Below are 26,000 nucleotides of genomic sequence, written 5' to 3'. Positions count from 1 at the left end.
ATGTCGACCCGAGCCAGCACGCCCGGTATCCCGTCGTCCGGGGCTGCCACCCCCGCACCCTCCCGTCGCGATCTCGAGGTCGAGCACCTGGACGCGGTCCCCAGCCCGGTCTCCCTGTTCGGGCGGGCGGTCCGCGCGAAGGGCCGTTCGTCCCTCGGCCCCGACGACCTGCCGGCACGCCGCCTCGTGGTGGCCGATGCGGGGTGGTCCACCCGCGAGCTCGCCGACTACGCGCGCCTCTGCGGGTACTCGCTGGGCGGTCCGGTCCCCTCGACCTGGCTGCACGTGCGCACCTTCGGCCTGCAGATGAAGCTGATGACGGCCACGGACTTCCCGCTGGCCGTCCTGGGCCTGGTGCACATCGCCAACCGCTGGCGCATGCACGCCCCGGTCGCGCCCGATGCCGAACCCACCCTCTCGGTGTGGGCCGACGGGCTCGCGAGCCACCCCAAGGGGGTGCTCGTGACCCTCGCCGCCTCGGCGGAGGTCGACGGGCGCGTGGTGTGGGAGGGCTGGAGCGACTACCTGGCCCGTGGCGCGCGACTGGAGGGCGCGCCTGGTGACGCAGCCGGCCCGTCGCACGGGGCGGTCGATGCCGGGGCGTTGCCCGAGCGGGCCCGGTGGCGGCTTGGGGCCGACACCGGCCGGCGCTACGCCGGGGTGGCCGGCGACGCCAATCCCATCCACCTCTCGAAGCTCACAGCCAAGGCGTTCGGGTTCAAGCGCGCCATCGCGCACGGCATGTACACCGCCGCCCGTGCGGTGGCCGCGCTGGGACCCCGGGTGCCGGAGGTCCACGAGATCGAGGTGCAGTTCGGCAAGCCGCTGTTCCTGCCCTCGACCGTCGCCCTGCGGACCTCCTCGACGACCCCGGGCGACCTCGCGGCGGCCGCGGGCGGCACTCCGGGTGGCACCGGTCGCGCCGGCGCGCGGCCGGTGCAGATCGCCGTGACCGCGAAGGACCCCTCGATCGTGCACATGACCGGGGTGGTGAGCCCCCTGGGGTGAGCCGAGTTTCGGCGTGCTGGAGCCGATTGGCGCTTCTCGGGGTGCGTGTGTAAGATTCTCCGAGCGGTTCACGCCGCAGGCCCCCATAGCTCAGTCGGCAGAGCGTCTCCATGGTAAGGAGAAGGTCAACGGTTCGATTCCGTTTGGGGGCTCTGGTGGAGGCCGACCAGCCGGTCGGTCATCCCGCCGAGGCGGGGTAGCTCAGCTGGTTAGAGCGCACGACTCATAATCGTGAGGTCAGGGGATCGAGCCCCCTCCCCGCTACTGGTAGACGGCCCTGGACCAGGGCCCGACACCGTGCCCGTCCAGGGCACACCACGAACCATCGTCCGAGAGCAGGTTGCCCCATGGCCAGCAAGAGCGCTGACGTCCGCCCGAAGATCACTCTGGCGTGCACGGACTGCAAGGAGCGCAACTACATCACCAAGAAGAACCGTCGGAACAACCCCGACCGTCTTGAGTTGAAGAAGTTCTGCGCGCGCTGCCAGTCCCACACCGCGCACCGCGAGACCCGCTGAGGTCCGCACCGACGCACACCAGCGAGGGCCGCTCCTACCACGGGGGCGGCCCTCGCGGCGTCCCCGGTCGCATAGGGTTTGGGGCATGACGCCCCAGGACACCCCCGCCGCGTCCCCCGGCACCCTCGCCGAACGGGTCAGCGGCCGCCGTTGGACGTTGTCGGACCCCTACCAGGTGGCGCGTCCCGCCATCCGGGACTTCGCCCGCGCGGTGGGTGCCACGCACCCGCTGCACCACCACGTGGAGTCCGCCGTGGCGGCGGGCTACGGCGACCTCGTGGCGCCGCCGACCTTCGTCGTGAAGGTGACGCAGGCCGCGGACTTCCTGATGCTGGCCGACCCCGACCTGGGCATCCGGCTGCAGAACGTCGTGCACGGGGCGCAGGCGTTCACGCACGAGCGTCCCGTCGTCGCCGGCGACGAGCTCACCGCCACCACCGAGGTGACCAGCGCGAAGATGGTCGGCACCACGTGCATGCTGTCGCTGTCCACGCAGGTGCGGGACGCCGCCGACGAGCTCGTGGCGACCGGTACCTCCACACTCGTCATCGCCACGACACCGGAGCCCGCCCCGGAGGGCGCAGGGTCCGCGCCGGACGCCGCCCCCGCCGCTGGGAAGGACGCCTGATGACCCGTTACGTCGACACCCCCTGCACCACCCCCCCGGAGGCCTCGGAGCTCACCGTGGGCGACCAGGTCCTCGAGCGGGCGATCCGCCTCACGCGCGCGGACCTCATCGCGTACGCCGGCGCGTCGGGTGACCACAACCCCATCCACTGGAGCGACCGCATCGCCTCCGAGGTCGGCCTGCCCGGCGTCCTGGCCCACGGCATGCTCACGATGGGGCAGGTCGCCAGCTGCATCGCGTCCTGGGCGGGCGATCCCGCGCGGGTCACCTCGATCTCCACGCGCTTCTCCGCGCCGGTGGTCGTGCCGGACCCCGGGGAGGCGGTCCTGACGCTGGTGGCGACCGTGCAGGCCGTCGAGGACCAGACGGTCACCCTGAAGCTCGCCGTCACCGCTGAGGGCGCCTCCAAGCCCGTGCTGGGCAGGGCCACCGCCGTGGTCGACCTCTCCGGGGACCGCGCATGAGCACCCCCGCGCTCTCGGAGGCCTCGACCGTCGAGCACGACGCACCGCTGGCGCCGCTGACGACGCTGCGGGTGGGCGGCCCGGCCCGCACCCTGGTGCGCGCCGGGAGCACCGACGACCTGGTGGCCGCGGTCCGCGCCGCGGACGAGGCCGGGGAGGACCTGCTTCTCGTCTCCGGTGGGTCCAACCTCGTCATCAGCGATGCGGGTTTTGCCGGCACCGTCGTCCAGGTCGCCACGCGGGGCATCGAGCTGCTCGAGGACGCGGTGCGGCCCGCTGGTGACGGTGGCGAGCCCGGCCGGTCGGGCGAGCGCGTCCTGGTGCGCGCCGCCGCGGGAGAGCCCTGGGACGGGTTCGTCGCCCACGCGGTGGAGCAGGGGTGGAGCGGCGTCGAGGCGCTCTCCGGCATCCCCGGCTGTGTCGGGTCGACCCCCATCCAGAACGTCGGGGCCTACGGGCAGGACGTCTCGCAGACGATCACGGGGGTGGAGGTGCTGGATCGTGACTCGGGCGAGCTCGAGCGGTTCAGCGCCGCCGACTGCGGGTTCGCCTACCGCGACTCGGTGTTCAAGCGCACCCGGAAGGGGTCGACGGGGCGTTACGTCGTCCTGGCGGTCACCTTCTCCCTGGAGCGCAGCGAGCTCTCGCAGCCCGTCGGCTACGCCGCCCTGGCGCAGGGGCTCGACGTCGCGATGGGGGAGCGCGTCCCCTTGGCGGACGCTCGGGAGGCCGTGCTGGCTCAGCGGCGCCAGCGGGGCATGGTCTGGGACGCCGACGACCACGACACGTGGTCCTGTGGCTCGTTCTTCACCAACCCGATCATCACGACCGCCCAGATGGACGACGTCCGGGCCCACGTCATCGAGCGGATGGGGCCGAACGCGCCCGAGCCGCCGGAGTTCGACGCCGGTGAGGGGCTGGTCAAGACCAGTGCCGCGTGGCTGATCGACAAGGCCGGCTACGGCAAGGGCTACGCGATGCCGGGGCCGGCGGCCCTGTCGACCAAGCACCCGCTGGCCATCACGAACCGGGGCGGCGCCCGCGCGGCAGACGTCGCCAATCTGGCGCGCGAGATCCGCGAGGGCGTCGAGGACGCCTTCGGGGTGCGGTTGGTGAACGAGCCGGTGTTCGTCGGCCACCAGCTCTGACCCGTCCGTCAGGACTGCTGGGCCACCCAGGCGCTGATGCCGCGTTCGGCGGCGTCCCGCACCTCCTGCGGTGCCCGGCTGGCGGTGAACGACGCCCGGGCGAGGTCGCCCAGCTCCGCGGCGCCCAGGCCGTGCACGTCGCGTGCGGCCACGTACTGGTCGGCGAGTCGGGAGCCGAACAGCAGCGGGTCGTCGGCCCCGAGCGCGACGACCGCCCCCGCATCGAGCAGGCGGCGCAGGGGCACCTCGGCGAGCGCGGAGTAGACGCCCAGCGCCACGTTGCTGCCCGGGCAGACCTCCAGCGCGATGCCGCGGCGCACCACCTCGGCGAGCACGTCGGGGTCCTCCACCGAGCGCACGCCGTGCCCGAGCCGGTCCGGGCCCAGCGAGTCCAGGGCGTCGGTGACGTGCTGCGGGCCCAGCAGCTCCCCGGCGTGGGGGAGGGACGCCAGCCCGGCACGGCGGGCGATCTCGAACGCGCGGCCGAAGGCGGCGGTGTCGCCGCGGCGCTCGTCGTTCGACAGGCCGAAGCCCACCACCTCGCCGGGCCCGTCCCCGGCGTACTGCGCGGCGAGGCGGGCCAGGGTGCGGGCGTCGTAGGGGTGCCGGGTGCGGCTGGCGGCCACGACGACGGCCACGCCGATCCCCTCCTCGGCACTGGCCAGGCGGGCCTCGTCGAGGACGATCTCCAAGGCCGGGGTGATGCCCCCGACGTGCGGGGCGTAGCTGGTCGGGTCCACCTGGATCTCGAGCCAGTGGGAGCCCTCGGCGGCGTCGTCGATCGCGGCCTCGCGCACGATGCGGCGCATGTCCGCCTCGGTGGTGACGCAGGCGCGGGCGGCGTCGTAGAGCCGTTGGAAACGGAACCACCCGCGTTCGTCGGTGGCGCGCAGGCGCGGCGGCCACTCGTCCACCAGGGCTGACGGCAGGCGCATGCCCTTCTGGCGGGCGAGGTCACGCAGGGTGTCGATCCGCATCGACCCCGTGAAGTGCAGGTGCAGGTGCGCCTTGGGGAGGTCGAGCACCGGGTCGCCCGCGGTGACGAGCCCCCCGGTCACCAGCCCCTCGTCGGTCGGGCCGCCGGAGGGGGTGGCGGGATCAGACCTCATCCGCCAGGGGTGCCTCGGTCGCGTCGTCGGCGCTGCCGCCGTCGGTGCCGGTGGGGTCCACGGGGTCGTTCGGGTCCGCCGCGGCGGTATGGTCGACGCTCGGGTCGCTGGGCGCGCCGGCGCCGGAGCCCGTGCCGGCTTGCTCGTTCACCAGCCGGTCCTGGTCGTCGGTCCCGGGATCGGCGTCGGTGAGCTCCAGGTCGGCCGAGGCATCGGCGTCCTCGACCAGCTCGCTGCCGTCCTGCACGAGCTCGTCGGTGCTCAGGTCCTCGGCGGTGACCTCGCCGTACTCCTGCTGGACGTCGACCTCCTCGGCCGCGGTGTCGGGCTCGTCGTCGAAGGACAGGGTGCCGTCAGTGGTGGTCTCCTGGTCCGGGTCGACCAAGCCGTCGACGGAGTCGAGGTTCTCGGCGGGGCGGGGGAAGGTGTCGTTGCTCATGACCCGAGTCTGTCACCCCGGCCCCGGCGGTGCAGGGGGTGTGGGCCCCGTTCGGCCGCCTGTTCCCTCGGGAGCTCGCCGTGTGGAGGACGCTTTGCCTTCCGTGCGAATGGCCTGGCTGCCTCATGGAGTCCTTGACCAACCGGGGGGGGTGGCTAGCGTGCTGTGTGCACAGTGGATCACGAGAAAAGGGCTCTTCCCAATCCAGGGTGGGTCGCGGGGCGGCGCGTCGGTCCTGGGGTAGGCGTCGAGGTCTCCACATGATGGGAGTTCTCACACTCCCCACCTGGAAGACCTCGACATGCCTGACGGTACCTGCACCACGCCTGATCTGACGACGTTCTGCCGCCTCGACGGCCTCGGGTTGGAGGTGACCGGGCAACGCCTCGAGCCGGACCGGGCGGTGCTGGCCTGCCGGGTCGTCGATGATGACCGGTGGTGCCGGCGGTGTGGCTGTGAGGGGACCGTGCACGACGTGGTCACGCGACGCCTGGCACACGAGCCGTTCGGGTGGCGACCCACGACGTTGCTGGTCGCGGTCCGCCGGTACCGGTGCACCGGCTGCGCGCGGATGTGGCGGCAGGACACCACTGCGGCGGCGGAGCCGAGGGCCAAGATCTCCCGCGGTGGGCTGCGCTGGGCGTTGCTCGCGCTGGTCGTGCAGCACCTGACCATCGCTCGGGTCGCCGAGGCGTTGGCGGTGGCGTGGGACACCGCCAACGACGCCGTCCTGGCCGAGGGCCGGCGCGTCCTGATCGGTGACCCGGCCCGGTTCGAGGGGGTGAAGGTGGTCGGGGTCGACGAGCACGTGTGGCGGCACACGCGCAAGGGCGAGAAGTACGTCACCGTGATCATCGACCTCACCCCGATCCGAGACGACACCGGCCCCGCCCGGTTGCTGGACATGGTCGAAGGCCGGTCCAAGGCCGCGTTCAAGACCTGGCTCGCCGAGCGGCCACAGGCGTGGCGTGACGCCGTGGAGGTGGTCGCGATGGATGGGTTTCCCCCGGCTGCGCCGCTGACGCGGAGTATCGCAGCGGGCGGTGCCCCCACCGGCTTCAAGACCGCAGCCGCCGAAGAGCTCCCGTGCGCCCTCGCGGTGATGGACCCCTTCCACGTCGTGCGCCTCGCCGGGGACGCCCTGGACTCCTGCCGCCGCCGGGTCCAACAAGACCTCCACGGCCACCGCGGCCTCAAGAACGACCCGCTCTACCGGGCCCGGCGCACCCTACACACCGGAGAGGACCTGCTCACCGACCGCCAACGAGAACGACTCATCGTCCTGTTCACCAACCCCGACCACGTCGAGGTCGAGGCCACGTGGGGCATCCTGCAACGGATGATCGCCGCCTACCGACACCCCGACCGGGCAACCGCCCGCGCGGCGATGACCGCCGTCATCGACGCCCTCCGCGACGGCGTGCCCGCGGCCCTCGTCGAGCTCCGTCGCCTCGGCCGGACCCTGAACCAGCGCGCCGCCGACGTCCTGGCCTACTTCGAGCGGCCCGGTACCTCCAACGGACCCACCGAAGCCCTCAACGGCCGCCTCGAACACCTACGCGGCTCCGCCCTCGGCTTCCGCAACCTCACCAACTACATCGCCCGCAGCCTGCTCGAGACAGGCGGCTTCCGAACCCACCCTGGATTGGGATGAGCCACCAATGCGAGGAACAGGTGGTCGATGTCGGCTTCGCGGAGCCCGAGCCGGGATGCTTCCTCCATGGCGGCCAGGGACAGCGATTGGCTGGTTTGAGCGGCGCGGACGAGTTTGTTCATCTGTTCCTCCTGGGTGTCGAGATCGCTGGGTCAATTCTTTTGGAGTGCTTCTTGTGGGCGGCTTGTCGCGTCACTCCGAGCGCGTCGGCGATCTCCTGCCAACTCATGCCCGAGCGCAACGCGGCCTCGACCTGTCGAAGTTCCAAGGTGTCCGCGAGTACGCGCAAGGACGCTACGGCCCGCAATCCTGCTTTCGGGTCGCTGGTATCGGCTGCTACTGCTGCGATCCGCGGAGAGTCCATGCCGTCAACCTACGTTGCTAAGTGACGGGTTGTCAACCTGGGTTGCGCCCCCCGCTCGGCGAGCTCGATAATTGCCGAGCCAGTCGAGGGCCGTCATTTTTGGGGATTCGCCGGGTTCACAGAGGTTGGTATCTGCGGCGACGTGGTGGAGTTCCGGTTCAACGTGTAGTTGATTCTGGCCCAGACGTGCTGGCTGGGAGGGGCAGGCCCAGCCGGCCTGGGTTCACGCTGGGTCTTCGCCCTGCGTGCCCCGGCGGGTGATCATCCGGTCGATGTGGCCGATGTGTTCATCGATGCGATCTGCGGGAATGCGCGCAGATGCCTGGAGTGTGGCCAGGCCGTGACAGCAGGCCCACAGGAGCTCGGCTGCGGCTACCGCGTCGTCGATGTGAGGCGCTTGGCGAGCCACATGCTCCGTGAGCGCGTTGAACGCGCCGGTGAGTTCAGGTGGAGTATGGGTGTCCGCAAAGGGTAGTGGCGTGGGGTTCGTGAACATGGCCTCGTATAGGCGCGGATGCTCGCGCACGAAGCCGAGATAGGTGTGGCATACCGCTTCGAGGCCAGGGCGTTCGCCGATTCCGGCGTCGAGAGCGCGGACGCGTTGCTCGAGGTCGGCGAACCCTTGGAGGGTGACGGTCCGGATCACATCTTCGCGGCTGGAGAAGTGTTGGTAGAGCACCGGTTGGCTGAAGTCGATGCCGTCCGCGAGTCGACGAGTCGTGACCGCCTCCCAGCCGTCTGCTTCGGCTATCTGGCGAGCCAACTCGATGATCTGCTGGCGACGGGCGAGTTTTCGGCGTTCGCGCGGTGTCGTATCGGTGCTGCGGCTGTTCATCGGGACCCCATAATCAGGAGGGCGGCCCCGACAATCATGAGCAGGGCGGTCGGCGCGTGGATGCACCACGCGGCCAGCCGACTTCCTCGTGAGGCGAGAACCGTTGCTGCGTCTCCGAGTGGGATGAGTGCGAACGCGAGCACAGCCCATCCGATTGTGTCGAGGGGGGCGGTCAGCAGGAGCACCCCAGCGACGACACCGCAGGTTGCATCGCGCACTCCTTTGATTCGCAGCCAGGGCGTGCTGCTGGACTCGGGGATCTCCGTGAGTCCGAAGGAGGTGGCGGCGGCCCTGGGTGCGAGAAGGTACATCAAGCCGATGGCGGCAATGGCCAGACCGGATAGAGCGGTGATGACGAGGCCCGTGAAGATCATGGCACCAGGTTATCGGTGATAGATCTTCTGTCAATGACAGGCACAGGTTCGGCCGGACATCGTGAGCGCGGTTCGGCCGGGGGACTGCTGAGGGTTTGGTTGATACCTGATCTGTGGGGACTGGGTCCCTGCTGGAAGGATGTCACCATGCCTGCACCTCTCCCCAAGGAGTTCCGTGACGACGTGATCGGTGTCGCCCGTCGTGGCGAGGCGTCGATCGCGCAGACGGCGAAAGACTTCGGGATCTCGGAATCAACCCTGCGCAACTGGCTCCGCCAGGCCGACGTCGAGGACGGCGCCCGTCCGGGCGTGACGGTGGCCGAGTCCGAGGAGGTGCGTGCCCTGAAGCGCCGTAACCGGTTGCTGGAGCAGGAGAACGAGGTCCTGCGCCGAGCAGCGGCGTACCTGTCACAGGCGAACCTGAAGCTGGGCCAGTCCCCAAAGTGACCTACCCGCTGGTCCGTGACCTTGCCGCTGACGGGATCCCCGTCACGGTGACCTGCCGGGTGCTGAAGTTCTCCCCGCAGGCGTTCTACGCCTGGTGTGCCCACCCGGTCAGCGACCGGGACCTGGTGGATGCCTACGCGATGAACGCCGCGTACGAGATCCACGCCGAGGACCCTGGACTGGGGTATCGATTCATCGCTGATGAACTCGCGGACGCCGGTCATGCCCTGTCTGAGCGACGCGTGTGGAAGATCTGCCACCAGGGGCAGATCGTCTCCGCGCACTCCCGTACCCGGGGTCGGTGGAAGAAGCCCGGCCCGCCGGTCCCCGACGACCTCGTCCAGCGCGATTTCACCGCCGAGGCCCCGAGTCGGTTGTGGTTGACCGACATCACCGAGCACCCCACGGCCGAGGGGAAGTTGTACCTGTGCGCCGTGAAGGACGTCTGGTCACGGCGGATCGTGGGGTACTCCATCAATGACCGGATGACCTCCCAGCTGGCCGTCGACGCCCTGGAGATGGCCATCGCCCGCCGGGGCCGCGACACCACCGCCGGGTGCGTGGTCCACGCCGACCGGGGCAGCCAGGGTGGATTCAACTGGTCGTCGCAACACCTTCAGTGCGGAGGTGGTCAGGGATGGCGACGGTGGACTGGAGCAGGAAGACCAGCGATGTGCCGGAGGGGCTTCGTCGACAGTGGCGTGCTGATCGGGCGTTGCGCCCGCCGATGCGTTCGCCGGGCCGGCCTGAGCCCTCGCGTGCGGTCCAGCGTCAGTTCTGGCGATTGATCGCCACGGGTATCACCTCGGCCGAGGCTGCGGTGAGGGTGGGCGTGTCCGTGCCGGTCGGTTCTCGCTGGTTTCGTCACGCTGGCGGCATGCCACCGATCTCGCTGGTTGAACCCACCGGCCGCTACCTGTCTTTCGAGGAACGCGAGGAGATCGCGATCCTGCGCGCCCGAGGTCAGGGCGTGCGCGAGATCGCGCGCGCGATCGGCCGTGACCCTGGGGCGATCTCGCGTGAGCTGCGCCGCAACGCCGCGACCAGGAGCGGGAAGCAGGAGTACCGGGCGGTGGTGGCGCAGTGGAAGGCTCAGCAGGCTGCGAAGCGTCCCAAGACCGCGAAGCTCGTCAAGAACGACCGGTTGCGGGAGTACGTCCAAGAGCGGCTCGCTGGCAGCATCCGTCGACCTGACGGCACGTTCGTCGATGGTCCGACACCACCGGCATGGAAGGGCTTGAACAAGGCCCGCCGGGCGGATCGTCGCTGGTCGAGGGCATGGAGCCCGGAGCAGATCAGCCAGCGTCTGAAGGTCGACTTCCCCGATGATGAGTCCATGCGCATCAGCCACGAGGCGATCTACCAGTCGCTGTTCATCCAGGGCCGCGGCGCGCTCCAGCGCGAACTGGTCGCCTGCCTGCGCACCGGCCGGGCTCTGCGTCGTCCGCGGGAGCGGTCCCGGAACAAGGCGCAGGGGCATGTCACCGCTGATGTGGTCCTGTCCGAGCGTCCGGCCGAGGCCGATGACCGGGCGGTGCACGGACATTGGGAGGGCGATCTGATCATCGGAACCGGTAGGTCGGCGATCGGCACCCTCGTCGAACGCAGCAGCCGCGCCACCCTGCTGGTGCACCTGCCGCGCATGGAAGGCCATGGCGAGACGCCGTACGTGAAGAACGGGCCAGCGCTGGGTGGCTACGGTGCCGTGGCGATGAACGCCGCGCTGACCGCGTCGATGACCACGCTGCCCGAGCAGCTGCGCAAGACCATCACCTGGGACCGCGGCAAGGAACTGTCCGGCCACGCGACGTTCGCGCTGGAGACCGGCACCAAGGTGTTCTTCGCCGACCCGCACTCGCCCTGGCAGCGGCCGACCAACGAGAACACCAACGGGCTGCTGCGGCAGTACTTCCCCAAAGGCACGGACCTGTCGCGCTGGTCGGCCGAAGACCTCGAGGCCGTCGCGTACACCCTCAACAACCGCCCCCGCAAGGTCCTCGGGTGGAAGACCCCCGCCGAGGTCTTCGACGAGCAACTACGCTCCCTTCAACAACCCGGTGTTGCATCGACAGGTTGAACTCGCCCAGTTCCGGTCGCGCACGTACCTCTGCGCGCTGCACCGGCATGGCCTGACCGGGTCCATGGGTCGGGTGGCTTCCAGCGCGGACAACGCCGCGATGGAGTCCTTCTTCGCCCTGGTGCAGAAGAACGTCCTGAACAGCCGCCGCTGGGCCACCCGGGAGCAGCTCCGGCTGGCCATCGTCACCTGGATCGAGCGGACCTACCACCGCAGACGCCGGCAACGGGCTCTGGGCAAGACCACCCCGATCGAGTTTGAGACCATCTACTGGCCCGCTCACGCGGCCTGAAACACCACACCCGAAGTGTCAACCGAACCTACAGCAGTCCCGTCTGCTCGTATGGCGAGTGAGTCACCGCTCAGCGCCGGATGGGCGGTCGTGACCCCGTGACCGCGCGGCCCGTCCTTTCGGGCCCCGCACGACACCCAAGGGCCGGTCACCACATGGCACGTGGTGACCGGCCCTTGGGTGTCGCGCGTCGTGCGCGCCGGTCAGTCCCTCGCCTCGGCCAGCAAGCGCTGGATCCGGGCCACGCCCTCCACCAGGTCCTCGTCGCCCAGTGCGTAGGCGAGGCGCAGGTAGCCCGACGGCCCGAAGGCCTCGCCCGGCACCACGGCCACCTCGGCCTCGGTGAGGATCAGCTCGGCCAGCTCCAAGGAGGTCTGCGGACGCTGGCCGCGGATCTGCTTGCCCAGAACACCCTTGACCGACGGGTAGGCGTAGAAGGCGCCCTCGGGGATCGGGCACTCCACCCCGTCGATCTCGTTGAGCATCGCCACCATGGTCCGGCGACGGCGGTCGAAGGCCTCGCCCATACGGTGCACGTCCTCCAGCCCGCCGTTCAGGGCGGCGATCGCGGCGCGCTGGGAGACGTTGGCCACGTTGGAGGTCGCGTGCGACTGCAGGTTGGTCGCGGCCTTGATGATGTCGGCGGGGCCGGCCATCCAGCCCACGCGCCAGCCCGTCATCGCATAGGTCTTGGCCACCCCGTTGAGCACCACGCAGGTGTCGGCCAGCTCCGGCACCACGACCGGCACCGAGTGGAACTCGGCGTCGCCGTAGACGAGGTGCTCGTAGATCTCGTCGGTCACCACCCAGATGCCGTGCTCCAGGGCCCAGCGGCCGATCTTCTCCATCTCGTCGCGCGTGAACACGGCGCCGGTGGGGTTGGACGGGGAGACGAACACCAGGGCCTTGGTCTTCCCGGTGCGGGCGGCCTCGAGCTGCTCGACGGTGACCTTGTACTCCTGGGTCTCGTCGGCGAACACCTCGACGGGCGTCCCGCCCGCCAGCGCGATGGACTCCGGGTAGGTCGTCCAGTAGGGCGCGGGCAGCAGCACCTCGTCACCGGGGTCGATGAGGGCGGCGAAGGTGTTGTAGACGGCCTGCTTACCGCCATTGGTCACCAGCACCTGCTGGGGCGTCAGCTCCAGTCCGGAGTGGCGCGCGGTGGCCTCGATGATGGCCTGCTTCAGCTCGGGCAGGCCGCCGGCAGCGGTGTATCGGTGGTTCGCCGGGTCGTGGCAGGCCGCGGCCGCGGCCTCGACCACGTGGTCCGGGGTCGGGAAGTCGGGCTCGCCGGCGCCGAAGCCGATGACGGGCCGGCCCTGGGCCTTGAGCTCCTTCGCCTTGGCGGTGACCGCCAGCGTCGCGGATTCGGCGATCGCGCCGATGCGGCGGGAGACGCGGGCGGGCTGCTGCGGTGCGGACTGGTCCGGTGTCATGGGGACATTCTGGCAGCCGGCCATGAGGAGTTCCTGAGTGCTGCATGAGGGGGCCGTCACGGGGGCCGGGTGGAAATCCGCCCCGCGACTGCAGTAGAGTGCCCGGTCGGTGCATCGACGCGATGCGCCGCCTCGACGTCCACCCCACCCGGACGTCGAAGGGCATTAGCTCAATTGGTAGAGCACCGGTCTCCAAAACCGGGGGTTGGGGGTTCGAGTCCCTCATGCCCTGCGCAGTCCGTCCCCGCGGCACCAGTACGTGAAGGAGTCCACCGTGACCGAGCACAGCCCGGCTACTGCCGAGCGCGGCCCGGCCCCGGCCGATCCGAACGCCGAGGTGCCCCTGCGGGAGCGCAAACCCCGCGGCAACAACCCGATTTCCCGTTTCTCCAGTGCTGTCGTGCTGTTCCTGCAGCAGGTCATCGATGAGCTGCGGAAGATCGTCCGCCCGACGCGGGACGAGCTCGTGAGCTACACCATCGTCGTGATCGTGTTCGTGGTGGTGCTCATGGCGTTCGTGTTCGGACTCGACCAGTTGTTCTCGCGCCTCATCAGCTTCGTCTTCGGCTGAGACCGGGCGCGGGCCCCTGAGTAGGGGGCTGCCGCCAGCAGGCCCGCCAGGGCCGCGGCCGACGTGGGCGCCGTCCACGGCAATCGGCCATCAGTTCACGTGGAGGTACCAGAGCATGTCCGAGCAGACGCCCGATCCGGCGACCGAGGTCGAGGCCGACCAGGCCGTCGAGGAGGCCACCGTGGCCGATGAGGTCGAGGTGGCCGGGGCTGACGCTGCCCCGCAGCCCGACGAGGCCCCCGAGGGTGACTCCGTGGACGCCGCGGACGACGAGGCCGCTGCCGACGCCGCTGACGAGTCCGCCGCCGACGCGGAGGGGGACGCGACCGACGAGGCTGCCGCCGAGGGGGAGTCCGACGAGGACGCCACCCCCACCGCCGAGGACCAGGCCGCCGAGTTCCGCGACATGCTGCGTGGCCAGTTCGGTGACTGGTACGTGCTCCACACCTACGCCGGCTACGAGAAGCGGGTGAAGGCCAACCTGGAGCAGCGTGCGGTCTCCATGAACATGGAGGACTACATCTTCCAGGCCGAGGTGCCCATGGAGACGGTCACCGAGATCAAGAACAACCAGAAGAAGACCGTCGAGCGCGTCCGCATGCCCGGGTACTGCCTGGTGCGCATGGACCTGACGAACGCCTCCTGGGGCACCGTCCGCAACACCCCGGGTGTGACCGGATTCGTCGGCAACGCCACTGACCCGGTGCCGCTGAGCCTCGGCGAGGTCTTCGACATGCTGGCCCCCGACTTCGAGTCGCAGGCCCAGGCCGCTGCCGGCTCCCAGGAGGGCGCCACCACGGTGGAGCCGAAGTCCGGCACCCCCCAGATGCCACTCGTCGACTTCGAGGTCGGCGAGGCCGTCACCGTCATGGAGGGTCCGTTCGAGACCCTTCCTGCCACGATCTCCGAGATCAACGTCGAAGCACGCAAGGTGCAGGTGCTGGTCTCGATCTTCGGCCGGGAGACCCCGGTCGAGCTCGCGTTCAACCAGGTCGCCAAGATCTGATGCGGGCAGCGGGGCCCCGTGCCCCGCGCCGCCGGACCCTCCACGGGTCCTGACCAGCCACCGTGCGCGACGGTGGTCATGCAACCGGGTCATCGCCCACGGCGTCGGCCCACAACGAAAGAGGAACTCACATGGCTCCCAAGAAGAAGGTCGCCAGCTTCATCAAGCTGCAGATCGAGGCCGGTGCCGCCACCCCGGCGCCCCCGGTCGGCCCGGCCCTCGGTGCCGCCGGTGTCAACATCATGGACTTCGTCAAGGCGTACAACGCTGCGACGGAGAACCAGCGCGGCAACATCATCCCGGTGGAGATCACGGTCTACGAGGACCGCTCCTTCACCTTCATCACCAAGACCCCGCCGGCCGCCCAGCTCATCAAGAAGGCTGCGGGCGTCCCCAAGGGTTCCGGTGAGCCGCACGTGACCAAGGTCGGCAAGATCAGCGACGCCCAGATCGCCGAGATCGCCGAGCTGAAGATGGCCGACCTCAACGCCAACGACCTCGACATGGCCAAGCGCATCATCGCCGGCACCGCCCGCTCCATGGGCATCACCGTCGAGGGCTGAGGCCCCCGTGCCGGTGCACCTGCACCGGCCCACCCCCAGTGGTAGGGCCAGCGCTGGCCCGCACGACCACGAACTCCCACCACGCACATCAGGAGAATCATGAAGCGCAGCAAGAACTACCGCGCCGCAGCGGAGAAGATCGAGGCCGGCAAGGCCTACGCCCCCGCCGAGGCGATCGCCCTGGCCCAGGAGATCTCCACCACCACGTGGGACTCCACCGTCGACGTCTCCCTGCGCCTGGGCATCGACCCGCGCAAGGCCGACCAGATGGTCCGCGGCACCGTCAACCTGCCGAACGGTACCGGCAAGACCGCCCGCGTGCTCGTCTTCGCGAACGCCGAGAAGGCCGAGGCCGCGCGTGAGGCGGGCGCCGACCACGTCGGCTCCGACGAGCTCATCGAGAAGGTGGCCGGCGGGTGGCTCGACTTCGACGCCGTCGTCGCGACCCCGGACCTCATGGGCAAGGTCGGTCGTCTGGGCAAGGTGCTGGGTCCCCGTGGCCTGATGCCGAACCCGAAGACCGGCACGGTGACCATGGACGTCGCCAAGGCCGTCAACGACATCAAGGGCGGCAAGATCGAGTTCCGCAACGACAAGCACGCCAACGTGCACTTCATCATCGGCAAGTCGTCCTTCCCCACTGAGCAGTTGGTGGAGAACTTCGACGCCGCGATGGACGAGATCATGCGTCTGAAGCCGTCGGCCTCCAAGGGTCGCTACATCACCCGCGCCGTGCTGAGCACGACGATGGGCCCCGGCATCCCGCTGGAGATCGCTTCCAAGAGCGAGTGACCCACCGCGTCGCCCGGCGCACCGCGGCACCGCCGCACTGACCGGAGCCCGTCCCACCGAACGGTGGGGCGGGCTCCGGTGCGTCCGCCGCTCAGAGGGGCCAGCTCTCGTGGGCGTCCGAGGGGCGGATGCTGAGACCGGCGATGCTGCCCGCGCGGCCCACCAGGACGTGGGCGACGGGGCGGCCGTGCTCGGCCACGAGCTCGATGCGGGCGACCAGCGGCAGCGCCCCGGTGGCAGGGACGGCCCCCTCCGGCGTGTGGGTCGTGGGCGGTTCCAGCCGCCAGACGGGGCCCACGGCGTCGGGCAGCTCTTCGGCGAGCTCCGAGAGCACCTGGTGAGTGAGCTGTCGCCGGGCGGTGCTGCTGAGCAGACGCCGCAGGGTGGCGATGTCGTGTTCCAGCAGGCGCTCGAGGGCCGTGGTGGCCAAGCGTCCCACCCGGTCACCGACTGGGTCGTCGACGGGTCCCCCGTGGTCGTACATGGGGGAACGGCCGGGGACCGGTGGGGCGTCGGTGGGCCCCCCACCGAACCGCTGGGCCGCCGCCTGGCGGGTGACCCCCAGCAGGTCAGCGAGCTGCTGCCAGCTGAGCCCCACGCGGCGGGCCGCGTGCACTGCATCGACCAGCTCCTGCTCGGCGCGGGCCCCGGCGGCAAGGGCAGCCTCACGGGAGGCCAGGGCACGGCGCACGGCGTCGACGGCCGCGGTGTGGTCGGCGGCTCCAGCGTCGGTCACGCGTCGCGGTGGGCGTGCGGGTTGGCGGCGTCGTGCTGGGCGTCGACCCTACCCGGCGCGGGGAGCAGCGCCCCCACCCCGATCGCGACGGCAATCCCCAGGATGGCTGCCGTGCCCGGTTGGAACTGCAGCGCCAGCACCAGGACTGCGGTGGCGATGGTTCCCGAGAGCACCTGGAGGGTCTTGGGTCGGTCCCACTCCGGGCGCCACCGGGCGAAGAGGGTGCCGGGCAGGGCGCCGTCGGCGGCGAACAGCGGTGCGCACCAGACACCCACGAGGGTCGCGAGGGCCCCGAGGGCAGCAGTGGCCCACCGGCCCCACAACCCCCCGTCCGCCAGCGTGGGGTGCAGGGTGCTGACGACGGTGAGTGCGACGAACGCGACGACGGTGACGAGACGGGGAGCCATGGGGCAAGCGTGTCGAGGAGTGCGTGCCGTTGTCAACCCACCGTTGACAGCGACCAGGGGTTCGGGATGCTGGGTCACCCCCTGCCCCGCGCCCCGGCTTTGCGCTGGCGCGCACAGGCGGCTATCGTTGGCTGGACCAATGACCGCCGGTCGTTGGTGTTCTGCTGTGAGTCCTCGGTGCAGAGGCATGCCGGACACCATCGAAGGTTCCGCTCGACGGACGACCCGCGTAGGTGTGAGACGAGTTCCGGTGGAGCCGTCACGTTCCCTCCCAGGAGGTGACGTGCACGATCCGCGGGAGTTTGCCCCGTGCCTGCGCACGGGGTTTTTTCGTTCGTGGGGCCCGGCACCACCACTGTAAGGAGGCCCACATGGCGAATCCCCAGAAGGATGCCGTCATCGCCGAGATCGCGTCTCAGCTGCGCGACTCGAACGCGGCCGTGCTGACCGAGTACCGCGGCTTGACCGTGGCGCAGATGGCGGAGCTCCGCAAGGCGCTCCGCGGCAACGCGACGTACTCCGTGGTGAAGAACACGCTGACCGCCCGTGCGGCGGCCGAGGCGGGCGTCGACGCGTTCGACGGCTACCTGTCCGGCCCCACCGCCATCGCCTTCGTCACCGGTGACGCGGTCGAGGTGGCCAAGGGCCTGCGTGACTTCGCCAAGGAGAACGAGGCTCTGGTCATCAAGGCCGGTCTCGTCGACGGTCAGGCCTACACGGCCGACGACCTGACGAAGCTCGCCAGCCTGGAGAGCCGCGAGGTCCTGCTGGCCAAGCTGGCCGGCGCGATGAAGGCTCCGATGGCCAACACCGCGGCGCTGCTCAACGGCGCCCCGGCCCAGATGGCGCGCCTGGCCGAGGCCCTGCGCGCCAAGGTCGAGACGGAGGGCCCGGTCTCCGGCGCCCCCGCCGACTCCGCCGAGGCCCCGGCCGCGGACGAGCAGACCGACACCGACGTCGCCGAGGGTGGCGACGACAACTGATCGCCCGGGACCCCTCCCGCGCATCAGCCCCCTGAAACACCGCCCGATCCCGGGCAACGCCACTCACGGCAGGAACGAAAGGAAGCCATCATGGCCAAGCTCAGCAACGACGAGCTCATCGAGCAGTTCAAGGAGATGACCCTCATCGAGCTCTCCGAGTTCGTGAAGCAGTTCGAGGAGGTCTTCGAGGTCACCGCCGCCGCCCCGGTCGCGGTCGCCGGTGCCGCCCCGGCCGCTGCCGGTGACGCCGGTGACGCCGCCGAGGAGAAGACCGAGTTCGACGTCATCCTGGCTGCCGCCGGTGACAAGAAGATCGGCGTCATCAAGGAGGTGCGCGGTCTGACCTCCCTGGGTCTGAAGGAGGCCAAGGACCTCGTGGACGGCGCCCCCAAGGCCGTCCTGGAGGGTGTCTCCAAGGAGGAGGCCGACAAGGCCAAGGAGGCCCTCGAGGGCGCTGGCGCCACCGTCGAGGTCAAGTGATCTCCGGGGGTCGCTGACCCCCTCTCCGTCCACGGGCGGGCTCCCCACTGCGGGGGGCCCGCCCGTGGCGTGTCCGGGGTGGGGAAAATGCGGTGCGCGTGTCGGAGGGGGGGTTACTGTGCGCGGGTGATTCCGAGCGCCGACGTGCCCACCACCCCGCCCCGCCCCGTGACCTGGCGGCGGCTGGCCACCCCGGTCTCGGCAGGGGCGCTGCTCGTGCTCACGGTGGGTGGCGTCGGCCAGTCGGTCGGGGCGGTGCTGGCGGGCCGGCTCGCCGAGGACGCCCGCATGGGCCTGGTCGGCTGGCTGGCGCTGGCGCTGGTGGGGGGCGCCCTCCTCGACGCGCTGGGACGCGTGCTCTGGGTGGGGGAGGTCGACCGGGCCGAGGGGGAGCTGCGACGGGACGTCCTGCGTGCCGTCACCGCCCAGCCGGTCTCCGCGCTCGGGGACCAGGCCGTCGGCGAGCTGCTCGACCGGATCGACGACGACGCCTACGAGATCGGCTCCCTGAGCCGGGACATCCTCTGGGGTGTCCTGTCGACCCTCGTGACGATCGTCCCGATGTGGGTGGTCGCGGGGCTGACCTGGTGGCCGGCATGGTTCCTCTTCCCGGCCATCGGGGTGCTCACGCTCGTGGTCATCCGTCCGTTGCTCCCCCGGATCGCGGAGCTCAAGGTGCACGAGGAGGCCGCCTTCACCGCCCACGCCGCGGCGCTGGAGGAGGGGATCGCCGCGCGGGACGACCTGCGCACGAGCCTCGGGCAGCCCTTCGCGGTGCGTCGCCTGGCCGAGCTCTCGGCAGAGGTCCACCGGCGCTTCCTGGCGGTGCTGCGCCAGGAGATCACGGTGATCCTCCGCAGCGGCCTGACCCTGCAGCTCCTCATGGTGCTCCTGGTGGTCGGGGGCGCCCTGGCGGTGGAGGGCGGGGCCCTGGGGGTGTCGGCGCTGGTCACGCTCTTCCTGGTGAGCAGCCGCTTCGTGGGGGTGATGTCGCAGCTCGCCGAGCGCCTCCCGGACCTGCAGGCGGGCATGGGGGCGGTGATCCGGGTGCGGCAGATCATGGACTCCGAGCCGGAGCCGGCGGGCGGTGCGCCGGTCCCCGAGGGGCCGCTGGACCTCACCGTCCGGGATCTCACCTTCTCCTACGGCGAGGGGACCTTCGCCCTGCAGGGGATCGACCTGCACCTCCCGGCGGGCCAGACCCTGGCCCTCGTCGGGCGCACCGGCTCCGGCAAGTCCACCCTGGCCTCGATGGTGACCCGGGCGATCGAACCGCCTGCCGGGACGGTCCTCCTCGGGGGACAGGACGTCACGGACACGGACCTGGCCTCCCTGCGGGAGACGGTGGGCACGGTCACGCAGCGCACCGAGGTCCTCGCCGGCACGCTGGCCCAGAACATCACTCTCTTCGACGACCGGCCGGACCACGAGGTCGAGGCGGTGGTCGCTGAGCTGGGACTCACCGACTGGGTGGCAGCCCTCCCCGAGGGCATCCACACGCCGCTCGGTCCCGGCGGGCTGACCCTGTCGGCGGGAGAGGAGCAGCTCCTGGCCTTCGCCCGCCTGCTCATCCGCGACGTCCGGGTGGTGGTGCTCGACGAGGCGACGGCCCGCATGGACCCGCTCACCGAGCAACGGGTGGTGCGGGCCTCCGAGCGGCTCCTGACCGGCCGCACCGGCATCCTCGTGGCCCACCGGCTGGGCACGATCGAGCGGGCTGATCTCGTGGCGGTGCTCGACGCGGGCCGGATCTCTCAGTTCGGCTCGCACGCCGACCTGTCCCTGCAGGAGGGGCACTTCCGGGACCTGCTCTCCGCGGCGAGCGAGGCGGAGCGGGAGGTGGGGGAGGAGCCCCCGGCGTCCTCGGCCGAGCTCGTCGCACCGCCCGCAGGTGCGGCCCAGGAGGACGCTGGGCGGGGGATCGGGACCGCCCGACGGGTGACGACGCCCCCACCCAGCCGTGTCGCCGGCCGAGCGCCGGCGCTGGCCCGTGCGGTCTGGCGGGCGATCACCACCCGGCCGGAGTGGGGACTGCTCTCGGTGCTCCTTTTCCTCCTCCTCTCGCTGACCGGAGCCGTGGGGGCCGGAACGGCCTGGGCCTGGGGGCGTCTGGTGGAGACCCTCCAGGCCGGCGAGAGCCCCTGGTTCTGGGTGGGGGTCATCGTCGTGGCACTCCTGGCCGCCCCGCTGCTGCTCGCAGCCGGCGTCCTGCGCTACCCCCGCTGGTGGGTCGACCTCATGCTCCGGGTGAGGATGAACGTCCTGGTGGGGCAGACCGACCAGCGGCGCACGGCCAAGGAGCCGGCCGGGGAGGTCGTCGCCCGCGCCATGGACGCCGACCGCTACGTCCGGTACACCGACCGGTGGGTCGACGTCTGCAACGGCCTGCTCGTCGTCGTGTTCACCGCGGTGGTCTCCGGGCACGTCACCAGCGGGCTGCTCCTCCTGGTGGTGATGGTGGCCTCGGCGCTGGTCTCGGCCCTCGGTCGGCCCGTCGCGGGGCGTTCCGCGACACGCGCCTCGGCTCTCCGGGCCGAGTTCGGGCGTGCCGTGGGCTCCGCGCTGGAGTCCGCCCGCACCGTCAAGCTCGCGGGACGGATGCCGCAGGTGCGCGCCCACCTGCTCGAGCTCGACCGGGGGCGGGTGGAGGCCGCGGTGCTGGAGCACCGGGTCTCCGCGGCCCTCATGGGACTCCCGCCGACCCTGCTCCAGGCCGCTGCCGTCGGGGCCTGGTGGGCCCACGTGCGCGGGATCTGGGACCTGTCGACCACTCTGCTGGTGGCCAGCACCGTGCTCGGGTTCGTCTACTTCGGCCAGGTCGCCGGGGCCGTCGTGACCGAGGCGCCGGGGGTGCGCTCCTGGCAGCAGGCGACCCACGAGTTCGCCGCAGGTCGGGACCTGGTCCGGCTGCCCGAGGGGGTCGACCTGGAGGCCGGGACCGCCCCCGGCCCGGTCGAGCTGCCGCGGGCCCCCCTGCGGCAGCTGGAGCTCGAGGACTTCTCGGTGGTGCACGACGACGGCACCGTGGGCGTGGAGGGGGTTGACCTCCGTGTCGGACCCGGGGAGCTGGTGCTCCTGGTCGGCCCGGTGGGCTCGGGGAAGTCCAGCCTGCTGCGCGGCTTGGCCGGGCTCGAGTACGGGACCGGGACGATCCGGTGGAACGGCGAGGTGGTGGAGGAGCCGGAGACCTTCCTCCGGCCCGGACGGGTGGCCTGGGTGGCCCAGGTCCCGCGCGTGATGTCCGGGAGCTTCGCGGAAAACCTCCGGCTCGACCACGAGCGGGCCTTGGAGGGGGCGATCGACGTCGCTCGTCTCGGGCCGGACGTGTCGCAGGCCGGGGGAGTGGACTCCCTGGTCGGGCACCGGGGCGTCCGCCTGTCCGGCGGCCAGGTCCAGCGGCTCGCCCTGGCCCGGGCCCTCGCCGCCGACGCCGAGCTGGTGCTCGCCGACGACGTCTCGAGCGCCCTGGACGCCCGCACGGAGCTCGAGTTGTGGGGTGCCCTCCAGGAGCGCGGTTCCACGGTGGTGGGGGCCAGCTCCAAGCGCGCGGCGCTGTCCCGGGCGGACCGGGTGGTCGTCCTGGTGGCCGGTCGGATGGTGGCCGCCGGACCCTGGGAGCAGCTCCGCGACCGCTGGGGCCACCTCGCCGGCTGACCTGTAGCGGCCCGACGGCCCGACACCGGCGCCACGCGCCTGCGTGTCGGATTGACCCGGCAGGGTGGCGTGGGGCACAGTTCAAGCGCTTCACGGAGCACGCATGAGGGACCGGGGTGGGTCCTGGACGCGGGGCCGGCGCGAGGGGGCCGCGGCGGCGCTCCGTCGTCTGTTGACGTGTCCGGGGTGGTCGTGTACTCTAACTCGTTGCGCTGCCCTTGCCCTCTATCTCTCCTCATGACGCTCGCGCGCCAGATGTCCGCCGGCTCCTCCGCTCCGCGTGTGAGAGGAACTGGCGTCACTGGCAGCACCTGACCAGCACCACGCCCCGGTGGCGTGGCGGACCAGAGTCCCGATGATCGTTCCTCCACCTGTGGCCCACGGCCGGAGGACGGCGGACATCGGGGCAGTGGCCCGCAGCGACGGTCGGTGAGCAGCAGCCCGTGGGGAGGGCACCGGGGGGTTCGGCCCGCAGCGTGACCGCACCGAACATGCATGGCCTTGAGGAAGGACACTCCTTGGCTGCCTCGCGCACTGCTGACCAGAACGTCTCGACCGCACGCACCGCTTCCGGGCGTCTGTCGTTCTCCCGCATCCACGAGCCCCTCGAGGTCCCCGACCTCCTGGCGCTCCAGACCGAGAGCTTCGACTGGCTCCTCGGCAACGAGGCCTGGCAGGAGCGGGTCGCCGAGGCTTCGGCCGCAGGTCGCAACGACACCTCCACCACCTCGGGTCTGGAGGACATCTTCGAGGAGATCTCCCCCATCGAGGACTTCTCGGAGACGATGTCCCTGAGCTTCTCCGAGCACCGCTTCGAGGAGATCAAGTACACCGAGGAGGAGTGCATCGAGCGGGACATGACCTACTCGGCGCCCCTGTTCGTGACCGCCGAGTTCATGAACGGCGAGACCGGCGAGATCAAGTCGCAGACCGTCTTCATGGGCGACTTCCCGTTGATGACCAAGCGCGGCACCTTCATCATCAACGGCACCGAGCGTGTCGTGGTGTCCCAGATCGTGCGTTCCCCGGGCGTCTACTTCGAGCGCTCCATCGACCGCGCGACCGACAAGGAGGTCTACTCCGCGAAGGTCATCCCCAGCCGTGGTGCGTGGCTGGAGTTCGAGGTCGACAAGAAGGACATGGTCGGCGTGCGCGTCGACCGCAAGCGCAAGCAGTCCGTCACCGTCCTGCTCAAGGCCCTCGGCTGGACCGAGGCGCAGATCCTCGAGGAGTTCGGCCAGTACGAGTCCATCCGCGCGACGCTGGAGAAGGACCACACGGCCAACCAGGACGAGGCCCTGCTGGACATCTACCGCAAGCTGCGCCCGGGGGAGCCGCCGACCGTCGAGGCCGCCCAGAACCTGCTGGACAACCTCTACTTCAACGGCAAGCGCTACGACCTCGCGAAGGTCGGCCGCTACAAGATCAACAAGAAGCTGGGCCTGGACGCCCCGCTGACCGACTCCACGCTCAGCGTGGACGACGTGGTGCGCACCATCAAGTACATCGTCGCGCTGCACGCCGGCGAGACCACGATGGAGGGCGTCCGCCACGGCGAGGCCGTGGACCTGCGGGTCGAGACCGACGACATCGACCACTTCGGCAACCGTCGTCTGCGCACCGTGGGTGAGCTCATCCAGAACCAGGTCCGCACCGGTCTGTCCCGCATGGAGCGCGTCGTCCGGGAGCGCATGACCACCCAGGACGTCGAGGCGATCACGCCGCAGACGCTGATCAACATCCGTCCGGTCGTGGCGGCGATCCGCGAGTTCTTCGGCACCAGCCAGCTCTCGCAGTTCATGGACCAGAACAACCCGCTGGCCGGGCTGACGCACAAGCGTCGCCTCAGCGCCTTGGGCCCCGGTGGTTTGTCCCGTGACCGCGCCGGCATGGAGGTCCGCGACGTCCACCCGTCGCACTACGGCCGCATGTGCCCCATCGAGACGCCGGAAGGCCCGAACATCGGTCTGATCGGCGCCCTGGCCTCCTACGGGCGGATCAACCCGTTCGGCTTCGTCGAGACCCCCTACCGCAAGGTCAAGGGCGGCTTCGTCACCGATGACGTGGAGTACCTGACCGCCGACGAGGAGGACGACTTCGTCATCGCGCAGGCCAACGCGCCGCTGACCGAGGACGGCCAGTTCGCCGGTGAGCGCGTGCTGGTCCGCTCCAAGGGCGGCGAGGTCGAGTTCGTGCCGCGCGACGAGGTGCACTACATGGACGTCTCGCCGCGCCAGATGGTGTCCGCCGCCACGGCGATGATCCCCTTCCTGGAGCACGACGACGCCAACCGCGCCCTGATGGGCGCGAACATGCAGCGCCAGGGCGTGCCGCTGGTGAAGGCCGAGGCCCCGCTGGTGGGTACCGGCATCGAGTACCGCGCCGCGCTGGACACCGGCGACGTCGTGCGTGCCGAGAAGGCCGGCGTCATCCAGTCGGTCTCCGCCGACCTGGTGACGGCGCAGAACGACGACGGCACCTACCAGAGCTACCGCATCGACAAGTTCAGCCGCTCCAACCAGGGCACCTGCTACAACCAGCGGGTCGTCGTGGCGGCGGGTGACCACGTCGAGAAGGGCCAGCTGATCGCCGACGGCCCCTCCACCGACAACGGTGAGATGGCGCTGGGCAAGAACCTGCTCGTGGCCTTCATGCCGTGGGAGGGCTACAACTACGAGGACGCGATCATCCTGTCGCAGCGCCTCGTGCAGGACGACACGCTCTCCTCGATCCACATCGAGGAGCACGAGATCGACGCCCGCGACACCAAGCTGGGCCCGGAGGAGATCACGCGGGACATCCCGAACGTCTCCGACGAGGTGCTGGCCGACCTGGACGAGCGCGGCATCATCCGCATCGGTGCCGAGGTCCGCGACGGCGACCTGCTCGTCGGCAAGGTCACGCCCAAGGGTGAGACCGAGCTGACCCCGGAGGAGCGCCTGCTGCGCGCCATCTTCGGCGAGAAGGCCCGCGAGGTGCGCGACACCTCCATGAAGGTGCCGCACGGCGAGACCGGCACGGTCATCGGCGTGAAGGTCTTCGACCGCGAGGAGGGCGACGAGCTGCCCCCGGGCGTGAACCAGATGGTGCGCGTCTACGTGGCCAACAAGCGCAAGATCACCGATGGTGACAAGCTCGCCGGCCGCCACGGCAACAAGGGCGTCATCTCCAAGATCCTGCCGGTCGAGGACATGCCCTTCCTGCCCGACGGCACCCCGGTGGACGTCGTGCTGAACCCGCTGGGTGTGCCCAGCCGCATGAACGTCGGCCAGGTGCTCGAGCTGCACCTCGGCTGGGCGGCTGCGAACGGCTGGAAGATCGAGGGCTCGCCCGAGTGGGCCGAGAACCTCGCCGAGGAGCACCGCGAGGCCGGCCCGTGGACCCGTGTGGCCACCCCGGTGTTCGACGGCGCCCGCGAGGAGGAGATCACCGGCCTGCTCGACTCGACGATCCCCTCGCGCGACGGTCAGCGCCTCATCGACGGCTCGGGCAAGGCCCAGCTGTTCGACGGCCGCACCGGTGAGCCGTACCCGGAGCCGGTGTCCGTGGGCTACATGTACATCCTCAAGCTCCACCACCTGGTGGACGAGAAGATCCACGCCCGCTCGACCGGCCCGTACTCGATGATCACGCAGCAGCCGCTGGGCGGTAAGGCCCAGTTCGGCGGCCAGCGCTTCGGCGAGATGGAGGTCTGGGCCCTGGAGGCGTACGGCGCCGCCTACGCCCTGCAGGAGCTGCTGACCATCAAGTCGGACGACGTGACCGGCCGCGTGAAGGTCTACGAGTCCATCGTCAAGGGCGAGAACGTCCCCGAGCCCGGCATCCCCGAGTCCTTCAAGGTGCTCATCAAGGAGATGCAGTCCCTGTGCCTGAACGTCGAGGTCCTCTCGACCGACGGCCAGAACATCGACCTGCGCGAGCAGGACCAGGAGGTCTTCCGCGCGGCGGAGGAGCTCGGCATCGACCTGAGCCGGCGGGAGCCGAGCTCGGTCGAAGAGGTCTGAGAAGACCCCGA

The 26,000-nt window shown here is 70.5% G+C and carries 23 protein-coding genes, 3 tRNA genes and 2 pseudogenes; 20 read left to right on the top strand and 8 right to left on the bottom strand.

Features of this window, described 5'->3' with window-relative positions:
* From KSED_RS10405 to KSED_RS10375, 7 genes are all read left to right on the top strand, one after another.
* Positions 1-1,008: a MaoC family dehydratase gene (locus tag KSED_RS10405; RefSeq protein WP_015780048.1), complete on the top strand. Its 1,008-nt coding sequence runs from the start codon at positions 1-3 to the stop codon at positions 1,006-1,008.
* Positions 1,009-1,087: 79 nt separating this feature from the next.
* Positions 1,088-1,160 (top strand) — tRNA-Thr (locus KSED_RS10400).
* Between the two features lie 38 nt (positions 1,161-1,198).
* Positions 1,199-1,272, top strand: a tRNA-Met gene (locus KSED_RS10395).
* An 83-nt stretch (positions 1,273-1,355) separates the two neighbouring features.
* A complete protein-coding gene (rpmG, locus tag KSED_RS10390; RefSeq protein ID WP_015780047.1) occupies positions 1,356-1,526 on the top strand; it encodes a 50S ribosomal protein L33 in 171 nt (56 codons plus the stop codon).
* Positions 1,527-1,611: 85 nt separating this feature from the next.
* Positions 1,612-2,154, top strand: a complete 543-nt coding sequence (locus KSED_RS10385; protein ID WP_015780046.1) for an FAS1-like dehydratase domain-containing protein — start codon at positions 1,612-1,614, stop codon at positions 2,152-2,154.
* Positions 2,154-2,618 (top strand): MaoC/PaaZ C-terminal domain-containing protein, encoded by a 465-nt coding sequence (locus KSED_RS10380; protein ID WP_015780045.1) that lies wholly within the window; start codon positions 2,154-2,156, stop codon positions 2,616-2,618. Before KSED_RS10385 ends, KSED_RS10380 begins: the two co-directional genes overlap by 1 nt.
* Entirely contained in the window at positions 2,615-3,766 is a 1,152-nt protein-coding gene (locus tag KSED_RS10375) for a UDP-N-acetylmuramate dehydrogenase (protein ID WP_015780044.1), read from the top strand. Before KSED_RS10380 ends, KSED_RS10375 begins: the two co-directional genes overlap by 4 nt.
* Positions 3,767-3,774: 8 nt before the next feature.
* Here the strand turns inward: KSED_RS10375 and KSED_RS10370 are convergent, their stop codons facing one another.
* Both KSED_RS10370 and KSED_RS10365 read right to left on the bottom strand, forming a co-directional pair.
* A complete protein-coding gene (locus KSED_RS10370; protein WP_081439840.1) occupies positions 3,775-4,875 on the bottom strand; it encodes an adenosine deaminase in 1,101 nt (366 codons plus the stop codon).
* A complete protein-coding gene (locus KSED_RS10365) occupies positions 4,865-5,314 on the bottom strand; it encodes a hypothetical protein (RefSeq protein WP_015780042.1) in 450 nt (149 codons plus the stop codon). The genes KSED_RS10370 and KSED_RS10365 overlap by 11 nt, the downstream gene beginning before the upstream one ends.
* Before the next feature lie 301 nt (positions 5,315-5,615).
* On the opposite strand from KSED_RS10365, the gene KSED_RS10360 reads away from it, so the two are divergent.
* Positions 5,616-6,968 carry an ISL3 family transposase gene (locus tag KSED_RS10360; RefSeq protein WP_015780041.1) on the top strand — a complete coding sequence of 451 codons (1,353 nt, stop codon included), beginning with the start codon at positions 5,616-5,618 and terminating at the stop codon, positions 6,966-6,968.
* A gap of 118 nt (positions 6,969-7,086) precedes the next feature.
* Here the strand turns inward: KSED_RS10360 and KSED_RS15400 are convergent, their stop codons facing one another.
* The 3 genes from KSED_RS15400 to KSED_RS10345 form a co-directional block, all read right to left on the bottom strand.
* A complete protein-coding gene (locus KSED_RS15400) occupies positions 7,087-7,332 on the bottom strand; it encodes a hypothetical protein (protein ID WP_015780040.1) in 246 nt (81 codons plus the stop codon).
* 223 nt (positions 7,333-7,555) lie between these two features.
* Positions 7,556-8,167 (bottom strand): TetR/AcrR family transcriptional regulator, encoded by a 612-nt coding sequence (locus tag KSED_RS10350; RefSeq protein WP_015780039.1) that lies wholly within the window; start codon positions 8,165-8,167, stop codon positions 7,556-7,558.
* The gene (locus tag KSED_RS10345) at positions 8,164-8,541 is read right to left on the bottom strand and encodes a DUF4267 domain-containing protein (protein ID WP_015780038.1); all 378 of its coding nucleotides are present in this window, start codon (positions 8,539-8,541) and stop codon (positions 8,164-8,166) included. Before KSED_RS10345 ends, KSED_RS10350 begins: the two co-directional genes overlap by 4 nt.
* A 147-nt stretch (positions 8,542-8,688) precedes the next feature.
* On the opposite strand from KSED_RS10345, the pseudogene KSED_RS15395 reads away from it, so the two are divergent.
* The 3 genes and pseudogenes from KSED_RS15395 to KSED_RS10325 form a co-directional block, all read left to right on the top strand.
* Positions 8,689-9,575 (top strand): annotated as a pseudogene (locus KSED_RS15395) (IS3 family transposase); the annotation flags it as partial.
* 50 nt (positions 9,576-9,625) lie between these two features.
* Positions 9,626-11,065, top strand: coding sequence for an IS30 family transposase (locus KSED_RS10330; RefSeq protein ID WP_081439838.1), 1,440 nt, complete (start codon positions 9,626-9,628; stop codon positions 11,063-11,065).
* A gap of 4 nt (positions 11,066-11,069) precedes the next feature.
* A pseudogene (locus tag KSED_RS10325) lies at positions 11,070-11,357 on the top strand (integrase core domain-containing protein); the annotation flags it as partial.
* Positions 11,358-11,560: 203 nt separating this feature from the next.
* Here KSED_RS10325 and KSED_RS10320 read toward each other — a convergent pair.
* Positions 11,561-12,793 carry a pyridoxal phosphate-dependent aminotransferase gene (locus KSED_RS10320; protein ID WP_015780036.1) on the bottom strand — a complete coding sequence of 411 codons (1,233 nt, stop codon included), beginning with the start codon at positions 12,791-12,793 and terminating at the stop codon, positions 11,561-11,563.
* A 159-nt stretch (positions 12,794-12,952) separates the two neighbouring features.
* On the opposite strand from KSED_RS10320, the gene KSED_RS10315 reads away from it, so the two are divergent.
* The 5 genes from KSED_RS10315 to rplA all read left to right on the top strand — a co-directional run bounded on the left by KSED_RS10315 (position 12,953) and on the right by rplA (position 15,725).
* A tRNA-Trp gene (locus tag KSED_RS10315) sits at positions 12,953-13,025 on the top strand.
* Positions 13,026-13,067: 42 nt separating this feature from the next.
* Entirely contained in the window at positions 13,068-13,364 is a 297-nt protein-coding gene (gene secE, locus KSED_RS10310) for a preprotein translocase subunit SecE (protein WP_015780035.1), read from the top strand.
* A gap of 115 nt (positions 13,365-13,479) precedes the next feature.
* Complete coding sequence (gene nusG / locus KSED_RS10305) at positions 13,480-14,370, top strand: transcription termination/antitermination protein NusG (protein ID WP_015780034.1); 891 nt, start codon at positions 13,480-13,482, stop codon at positions 14,368-14,370.
* A gap of 131 nt (positions 14,371-14,501) precedes the next feature.
* Entirely contained in the window at positions 14,502-14,933 is a 432-nt protein-coding gene (gene rplK / locus KSED_RS10300) for a 50S ribosomal protein L11 (protein ID WP_015780033.1), read from the top strand.
* A 99-nt stretch (positions 14,934-15,032) separates the two neighbouring features.
* Complete coding sequence (gene rplA, locus KSED_RS10295) at positions 15,033-15,725, top strand: 50S ribosomal protein L1 (protein ID WP_015780032.1); 693 nt, start codon at positions 15,033-15,035, stop codon at positions 15,723-15,725.
* Between the two features lie 91 nt (positions 15,726-15,816).
* Here the strand turns inward: rplA and KSED_RS10290 are convergent, their stop codons facing one another.
* A complete protein-coding gene (locus KSED_RS10290) occupies positions 15,817-16,461 on the bottom strand; it encodes a hypothetical protein (RefSeq protein WP_015780031.1) in 645 nt (214 codons plus the stop codon).
* Positions 16,458-16,868 carry a hypothetical protein gene (locus tag KSED_RS10285; RefSeq protein ID WP_015780030.1) on the bottom strand — a complete coding sequence of 137 codons (411 nt, stop codon included), beginning with the start codon at positions 16,866-16,868 and terminating at the stop codon, positions 16,458-16,460. The genes KSED_RS10290 and KSED_RS10285 overlap by 4 nt, the downstream gene beginning before the upstream one ends.
* Before the next feature lie 371 nt (positions 16,869-17,239).
* Here KSED_RS10285 and rplJ point away from each other — a divergent pair, with 371 nt between their 5' ends.
* The 4 genes from rplJ to rpoB all read left to right on the top strand — a co-directional run bounded on the left by rplJ (position 17,240) and on the right by rpoB (position 25,989).
* Positions 17,240-17,851 carry a 50S ribosomal protein L10 gene (gene rplJ, locus KSED_RS10280; RefSeq protein ID WP_015780029.1) on the top strand — a complete coding sequence of 204 codons (612 nt, stop codon included), beginning with the start codon at positions 17,240-17,242 and terminating at the stop codon, positions 17,849-17,851.
* 90 nt (positions 17,852-17,941) lie between these two features.
* Positions 17,942-18,331, top strand: coding sequence for a 50S ribosomal protein L7/L12 (gene rplL, locus KSED_RS10275; protein ID WP_015780028.1), 390 nt, complete (start codon positions 17,942-17,944; stop codon positions 18,329-18,331).
* 126 nt (positions 18,332-18,457) lie between these two features.
* Positions 18,458-21,985, top strand: a complete 3,528-nt coding sequence (locus KSED_RS10270) for an ABC transporter ATP-binding protein (RefSeq protein ID WP_015780027.1) — start codon at positions 18,458-18,460, stop codon at positions 21,983-21,985.
* Positions 21,986-22,503: 518 nt separating this feature from the next.
* Entirely contained in the window at positions 22,504-25,989 is a 3,486-nt protein-coding gene (gene rpoB / locus KSED_RS10265; protein WP_015780026.1) for a DNA-directed RNA polymerase subunit beta, read from the top strand.
* Positions 25,990-26,000: the final 11 nt, after the last annotated feature.

Source organism: Kytococcus sedentarius DSM 20547 (assembly GCF_000023925.1).
Taxonomy (GTDB): Bacteria; Actinomycetota; Actinomycetes; order Actinomycetales; family Dermatophilaceae; genus Kytococcus; species Kytococcus sedentarius.
Note: the sequence above shows the minus strand (reverse complement) of the source record. Positions and strands in the feature narration are given on the sequence as shown.